This window comes from Robinsoniella sp. (assembly GCF_034124845.1).
The window spans coordinates 1-7,111 of the sequence record NZ_JAWYAJ010000305.1 but is presented as its reverse complement, the minus strand read 5'-3'; the positions used below and the strand labels follow the sequence as shown (position 1 = coordinate 7,111).

Here is a 7,111-nt window from a genome sequence, read left to right as displayed (position 1 = left end):
TTTTTGGCGGATAGTATTCGACTGGCTCCCATCGGATACTAAGCGGGCATTGAGCTGCGAAATGCATCAGGATTTCGGAGCGAATGCCCGCGTGCCGCCAAAAAGCGCTTCGGGAAGGTTAGAAAATGCCAGTTCTGCGTTGAGCCTTCCAAACCCCTCTCCTGGTCCGCCCCCTTCTCTGTCCGTACACCACCTCCATCTACAAAGCGTCTTTACTCAGCAAAACCCAAATTTAATCTTTTATAACGTAAGCCTTATCCTGTTTCAGCTAATTATTCTAGCTAATTCCCCTAATTTGTTAGTAATATATTTGTAACTTGAAATAATTGTGCGGTGTAGTAATAGCAAGCCTTAAAAATGGTAAATCCAGTATATTTTTACAAATAGATTAAATTTCTATAAATTTGCATCTTCCTATTGCAGTTTACATAATAATTTGTTATAGTTACAGTATAACAAATATAATAATACCATTTTGAATTTTACATGGTCTGGAAGGGGGGAAATAACCATGAAAATAGAGAAAGTGAATGATTCAAGGCTTCTGTGGTCACTAAATCGAGAGGACTTTATTGAATATAAACTCAATGTTAATGATTTTTTATACGGGACGCAAAAAGCACGCACACTATTCCAGGAAGCAATGAGGAAGGCAGAAAAAGATTTAATGTTCCAGGTGGAAGGTTATCTCCTTCATTGTCAGCTTCAGGAATTATCGGCAAGCGGAGTCACATTTTCCATTACCAGAAAAGAGCAGCTGCCAAAGACAGAAGAGAACCAGTCAGATGCAGAATCGGTTGAACATACAATGGCAAAACAAGAGGAATTGCATCTCCTCTATGAATTTGCTGATCTGGATGATGTCATTCGGGTATCAAGGCTTATCAACACGGAAATACCTTTGGAAAATGCGTTGTACAAATTTGAAGGTGAATACCTTTTATTCGTAGAACCCAATAAGGACGAAGGGGAACAGATGGCTTGGTGTACCATTAATCTGGCTGAATTTGCAGATGTGGAATCTGTGACAAGAGGGCAAAAGGCTTTGCTGTGTGAACATTCCGAATGTATTTTGGAAAAGGATGCACTGCAGAAATTACGGGTTCTCAGTTAAATAGATAAAACAAGGAATCCCGGCGGGAAATGCATTTATGCAGCTGTCTATAGGAGCGGAGACGCTGTCTATAGCGGAGTTAAATGTAATTTCTGCCGGGATATTTTTCTGCTGTATCACTGGTCTGATACAGGATGTTTTTGCATTCCTGTTCACAGACCTGCCTCCCAGCAAGAACCCATAACCCCTTATTTAATAAAATGAAGAGGCTTCGGATACCCATAAGAGCGGAACAGGGCCTCCAGTTTTGTCTGCCCCTGTATAAGGGCGTCTTCTATGGTATAGCCTTTCTCTAAAATGTTTCTCAGCACACCACATAGAATTGATTCAATCTTGTTCTGAGGGATTATCAGCGACCTGCTTCGGTAAGGTCCGTTTCTTTTGCGGCAATAGGCAAAGCTTTTTTCGGTTAATTCCATCCAGGGATACAGTTTCATTAATTCATGGCTGTGGTATGGTGCTATGACCGGTGACTGTCCATCCAGAATCGTCATGTAGCTGCTGGTATCGGGCTGGCAGAGCCAGTTGAAATATCGGAATATTTCTTCTGACTTTGTAGTAAACGGATTCAGACCGAAATTCCAGCCGATGCTCACCGGAGTTTTTCCGGGGATGGGTTCATAGCCTACCCGGCCTATGATATTTTCATGAATACTGTTGCTGATTTTTGCAGCGTATTCCGTGTATGTAAGAAGAATTGCTGTTTTGCCGGAATAAAAATCAGAGACCGTCTTTTGAATGGATGTCTCAAAAGGGGACTGTTCTACATAATGTAGTGTCTCTAATATGTGGCGGAATGCCTTTATATTTTCGGGAGTGTTCATGCATACCCGGTTGTACTTATCCCATAATTTCCCACCGAATGACCAGAGCCGTATCAGGATTTCCGGTGCCAGTTCCTCGTCCATGCTTCCGGCAAAGGAGGTGCCATAAATAGTGGGGGAATCAGGGTTGCAGGAACGGGTGAAAAAATTGGCAATGCCGTTAAATTCTGTCCAGGTCTTGGGCGGACGCAGGGATATCTTATATTTATTTTTAAATGCTTTTATCAGGTCTCGTTTTTCAAAGAGGTCTTTGCGGTAAAACATGATCTGGGATCCGCCAATGATGGGGATACCATAGTAGCGGTTTTCATAGCAGCAGTTGTCCATGTTCTCGTCAAACAGTAAGAGAGGGTTAAAGCTGCCATTTGCAATGAAATCCGTAATTTCTGATACCAGGGAGTTTTGAACCATATACTCCAGCCAGGGCACATCATACATATAGATATCATAATAATTTCTGGAACGGTCAATATCTTCTATGATTTTATTTAACAAGTTATTTTGTGGGACAAAATCAAATTCTACCGTGATGCCGGATTGCCTGGTAAAAGAACTGGTCAGGAGTTTAGTAGAATGAGACGTGTCCAGATCCACCATAAGTGCACGTAATACCGGTGCCTTCTTTAAGGGGACCGCAGAAGGCAGAGGTGAGGGTGGAGGCTCCGGAAAGTCCAGGGAAGAGTCCGTTATATTGTCGGTAAAATTCAGTAACTTTTCTTCAAAAAACATAGGGGACTCAATATTCTTTGCCAATAACCTGGAAGCTTCCGTACCCAGGGTAAAAGCTGTTCTGGACGTATAGATAGTTCCGGGCAGCCGGGCAGAGCTGTTCCAGCTTTCTTCCCCAAGGGTGATTACCTGGATATCCCGGGGAACATTGCGGCCCTGGATATGGAATGCTTCCAGGACGCCGTAAGCGATGTTTTCGGAAGAGGTAATGACTGCTTCAACTGCTTTGCCGCTCAGGCGGTGCATGGTTGATTTAAAAGCATCTTCTTTTGTCATATTTGTATTGCAGACCAGAGCGTCATCGAATTTCCGCCCATAGTTTTGAAAAGCCGTCTGGTATCCGCAAATGCAGTCTTTTTCAGAAGAAAAATGGGAAGCACCCGTAATTAAAGCGATGTTTCTATAACCCTTGGACAATAGTTTTTCGGTAATGAAACAGGTGGTACGGTAATTGTCAAAACCAGCAAAACTGACATCAACATTGTGGGGTCTTCGTTCAATAAAGACAGCGGGAATATTAAAATTCTTAATTCTGTTTTGAAAAAATTCCGTATTTTGGGGCTGGCAGGTTATAATTAAAAGCCCGGAAACGTTCTGGCTTACAAAATCTTCAATTTTCTCGCATTCAATATCCGGTGAGTTATTGGAAAACGCCACACTGATCGTATAGTCTTTATTCTGCAGATAGGATGAAATTCCTTTAAATATTTCTGCGTGATAGTGGTTGTCAATATCCGTAAGTACCACACCAATTCGGTTAGTGGCAGATAATTTTAAGTTTCTGGCTGAGGCGTTGGGTATATATTTCAGCTTTTCTATGGAATCCATTACTTTCATTTTTGTTTCTGGCTTTACCTGGCGTTTTCCACTTAAGCAGCAGGAAACGGTTGCAATGGATACACCGGCATCTCTAGCAACATCATTTAAAGTTGCCATGAAAGACATCCCCCCTTATTTTAAAGAGAATCTGGTACTGGAAAAGGTCACTTCCAGTACCGGTTAATAAGAAGTTATCATGAATTTATCAAACAGTCAAGATATCTAAACGTTTAGATTTATATTTTGGGAAACCTATTGTAAAAAATGATTAAGAATATATAATGTAAATATCAGATGAACGATAAAAAAACGAAAAACAGGTTTAAAATAGAAGTGAGATTGTGCAGTATGACGGAATTACTAGCGGCTTCTGGAGGAAGGTGTTTGAAAGCAGAGTAAAAAGATAAAAAAGTCATAAAGTAAAAAAAGTAAAAAAGCTTTTTAAACAGGCTGTTACATTTAAACAAATTGAGAAAATGGAGGTATAGAAGTATGAGAAGATACGGGCAGGTAATCAGGGTAAAAAAAGAACATTTAGAAACCTATAAAGCTTTGCATGCACAGCCGTGGCCGGAGATCAATGCGAAGATCAAAGCGTGCAATATCAGCAATTATTCCATATATTACCGGGATGGTTACTTATTCAGCTACTATGAATATACGGGAAATGACTACGAAGCGGATATGAAGAAGATGGCAGATGATCCGAAAACGCAGGAGTGGTGGGGGTTGTGTGATCCGTGCCAGGAACCTGTGGAATCAGCAGCAGAAGGTGAGTGGTGGGCTGAAATGAATGAGGTATATCATTTAGACTAAAATCTAAACGTTTAGAGAAAAGGAGATAAATATGACATCAAGAGAACGGGTATTAACATCAATCGGACATAAGCAGCCGGATTATGTTCCTCTGGATTTAGGAGGAACACCAAGCTCAGGAATATCAGCAATTGCTTATAACAAGTTAAAAAAGCATTTAAATCTGACGGGAGGACATACAAGAATCTTTGATGTCGTACAGCAGGTCGTACAGCCGGAAGAAAACATCATGGATATGTTCGGGGTAGATGTAATTGATATAGGAAGAGCATTTAACGAAAAGGACAGCGACTGGTATGACATTACTTTAGCAGATGGATCTGTTGGACAGTATCCCAAGTGGTTTCATCCACAGAAACAGGAAAACGGGGATTATCTTGTAATTGACGGTGAAGGAACTGCCATTGCAAAAATGCCGGTGGGAGCTACATTTTTTGACCAAACCTATTTCCCTTACTGTGAGGACTACCCGGATGACTATCGTGACCTGGATCATCAAATGGGAAAAGTGCTGTGGAGTGCATTGGTACATAGTCCCTGGGATCATGCCGCTGAGCCGGATTTCTACAGCCAGCTTCGGGAGCGAACACTCAAAATGAGGGAAACGACAGATCGTGCACTTATGATCACCTGCGGATGCAACCTTTTTGAGTGGGGCACCTTCTTAAGAAGAATGGATAATTTTCTCATGGATACTTATGCAGACCCGGAAAATGTAGAGATATTGGTAGGGGAACTGATGGAACGCCACCTGGCTACGCTGGAAAAGGTATGTGAGTCGGTGGGAGATATTGTAGATATTCTCAGATTTGGAGATGACCTGGGCATGGATACCGGAATGTTTATGTCTCAGGAGAAATACCAAACACTTTTTAAGCCTCATCATAAGAAATTAAATGATTATGTTCATAAACACAGCAATATGAAAACATTTTTACATTCTTGCGGTTCCATTTACCCCATAATGGGAGATCTCATCGATGCGGGATACGATGTGATTAATCCGGTTCAGACAACTGCTTACCAGATGGACCCACAGGTATTAAAAAGAGAATTTGGCAGGGACATCACCTTTTGGGGCGGCGGCTGCAATACTCGCTCAGTACTTAACCGGTCCACGCCTGAGGAAGTATATGACTACACCAGAAGGATGATTGATATCTTCTATCAGGATGGAGGATTTGTGTTCAATCAGGAACACAATATTATGCCGGATGTACCGCCGGAGAATTTACTGGCAATGTATCGGGCAGTGGCGGATGCAAGATAGGTTTTAGCGTGTGTGTAATAGATATGGATAACATGAAATGGCATGAAAGGAGTATTAAGAAATGGAAAAGGGCAATAAAGTCAATAAAAGCCAGTTGAAAAAATTGTTTGCGAGAAGTGAGGTAACGGTAATTGCGGCAGTGCTGGCTCTGGGTATTATTTTTACAGCATTTTCGGACAGCTTTTTTACCGCCTATAATTTATTCAACATGGGCAGAACGGCTGCAATCTATATATTTATTGCAATTGGGCAGGCCTTGGTTGTAATTGTAGGCGGCATGAACTTATCGCTTGGATATATCGGAGGCATGACGGTTGTGGCAGCCGGTTACAGCATGCAGGTATTGGGGCTTCCGCCGGTGGCAGCAGTACTTGCCGGCCTGGCAGTGGGCGTAGCGGCAGGCTGTATCAATGGCATAATTATTACAACATTAAAGTTAAATTCATTTGTAGTTACCTTGGCTACTTCTTTTATTTTTACCGGGCTAATCAACGGTATTTCCCAGGGTTATCCCTACAATGAGATACCGGAAAGCTTTACATTTTTGGGAAGAGAAGGTTTCCTTGGGATTCCGTTTCTTCTCTGGATGGCAGCGATCGCCTTAATAGTACTGGGATATTTCTTCAAATATACAGTGACAGGGCGCCGTATCTTGTCTACCGGAGGAAATGTGGAGGCGGCAAGGATGTCCGGTGTCAATACAAATAAAATGATCATTCTGGCGAATGTGGGTTCCGGATTATTTGCAGCAATCGCAGGGCTTTTATGGATCTCCAGAACGGGGTCTGCACAGCCGTCTACCGGTGTGGACTGGATGGTTATTTCCTTTGCGGTGGCAGTAATCGGCGGAACGGCGCTAAAGGGCGGTGTATTTAATCCCATCGGAGTATTTTTTGCGGGCTTTTTGATTGTTATGGTTAAGAACGGTTTAGTTATGTTAAATGCCAATATTTATTACGAGCAGGCGTATTTGGGATTGATTCTTTTGCTGGCGGTTTCCCTGGATAGTATTAAATCCATTATGAATAACAGGAAGCTGAAACAGGAGTTGAAAAAGAAGCAGCATGCTTAGAGCGTATTTGGAAAATCCCCCATAAACTGGAACGTATAGCTGCCGGAAAGCATGATTCAAACACGCTCTCGGGCTGCCGGTACGGGTTGTATTACATATAGAAAGCAGGAGCCATGAAAGCGCCTATGAAAAGGAGAACAATAATATGAAGAAAATGATCGCAACTTTATTATGTGCAGCATTAGTAACGGGATTAAGTGCATGTGGAAGTCCAAAGGCACCGGCGGAAGAAACGAAATCAGGTCAGACGACGGATGCGGCTGCCCCAGATGCAGCAGGAGAAGAAAAAGCAGGTTCTGATTCCGCAACTAAGATTGCATGGTATGCACCGGCACCCCATCCCTATTTTGACGAAGTAAAAAAGGGTGTGGAAAAATTCCAGAAAGATGAGGGTGTGGAAGTCGTAATCCAGATCGGACCGGACTGGACCCAGGCGAGTGAAAATGAGAAGGTAGAGGCGTTGATTG

General features: G+C 42.4%; 5 protein-coding genes and 1 pseudogene. 5 read left to right on the top strand and 1 reads right to left on the bottom strand.

Annotated features, from left to right (window positions below):
- Nucleotides 1-511 precede the first annotated feature (511 nt).
- Nucleotides 512-1,114 carry an adaptor protein MecA gene (locus tag ACH2DQ_RS15405; RefSeq protein ID WP_394915148.1) on the top strand — a complete coding sequence of 201 codons (603 nt, stop codon included), beginning with the start codon at nt 512-514 and terminating at the stop codon, nt 1,112-1,114.
- 188 nt (nt 1,115-1,302) lie between these two features.
- On the opposite strand, the gene ACH2DQ_RS15400 is transcribed toward ACH2DQ_RS15405, so the two are convergent.
- Entirely contained in the window at nt 1,303-3,603 is a 2,301-nt protein-coding gene (locus ACH2DQ_RS15400; RefSeq protein ID WP_394915149.1) for an extracellular solute-binding protein, read from the bottom strand.
- Nucleotides 3,604-3,978: 375 nt separating this feature from the next.
- On the opposite strand from ACH2DQ_RS15400, the gene ACH2DQ_RS15395 reads away from it, so the two are divergent.
- The 4 genes and pseudogenes from ACH2DQ_RS15395 to ACH2DQ_RS15380 form a co-directional block, all read left to right on the top strand.
- Nucleotides 3,979-4,302, top strand: a complete 324-nt coding sequence (locus tag ACH2DQ_RS15395; protein WP_394915150.1) for an L-rhamnose mutarotase — start codon at nt 3,979-3,981, stop codon at nt 4,300-4,302.
- Nucleotides 4,303-4,333: 31 nt separating this feature from the next.
- Nucleotides 4,334-5,572 carry a uroporphyrinogen decarboxylase family protein gene (locus ACH2DQ_RS15390; RefSeq protein ID WP_394915151.1) on the top strand — a complete coding sequence of 413 codons (1,239 nt, stop codon included), beginning with the start codon at nt 4,334-4,336 and terminating at the stop codon, nt 5,570-5,572.
- Between the two features lie 61 nt (nt 5,573-5,633).
- The gene (locus ACH2DQ_RS15385; RefSeq protein WP_394915152.1) at nt 5,634-6,644 is read left to right on the top strand and encodes an ABC transporter permease; all 1,011 of its coding nucleotides are present in this window, start codon (nt 5,634-5,636) and stop codon (nt 6,642-6,644) included.
- 145 nt (nt 6,645-6,789) lie between these two features.
- Nucleotides 6,790-7,111: pseudogene (locus tag ACH2DQ_RS15380) on the top strand (hypothetical protein); the annotation flags it as partial.

What these genes read in the sequence shown, in the direction of transcription:
- ACH2DQ_RS15405 (WP_394915148.1), top strand. Translation starts at nt 512, where the DNA reads ATGAAAATAGAGAAAGTGAATGATTCAAGGCTTCTGTGGTCACTAAAT.
- ACH2DQ_RS15400 (WP_394915149.1), bottom strand. Translation starts at nt 3,603, where the DNA reads ATGGCAACTTTAAATGATGTTGCTAGAGATGCCGGTGTATCCATTGCA.
- ACH2DQ_RS15395 (WP_394915150.1), top strand. Translation starts at nt 3,979, where the DNA reads ATGAGAAGATACGGGCAGGTAATCAGGGTAAAAAAAGAACATTTAGAA.
- ACH2DQ_RS15390 (WP_394915151.1), top strand. Translation starts at nt 4,334, where the DNA reads ATGACATCAAGAGAACGGGTATTAACATCAATCGGACATAAGCAGCCG.
- ACH2DQ_RS15385 (WP_394915152.1), top strand. Translation starts at nt 5,634, where the DNA reads ATGGAAAAGGGCAATAAAGTCAATAAAAGCCAGTTGAAAAAATTGTTT.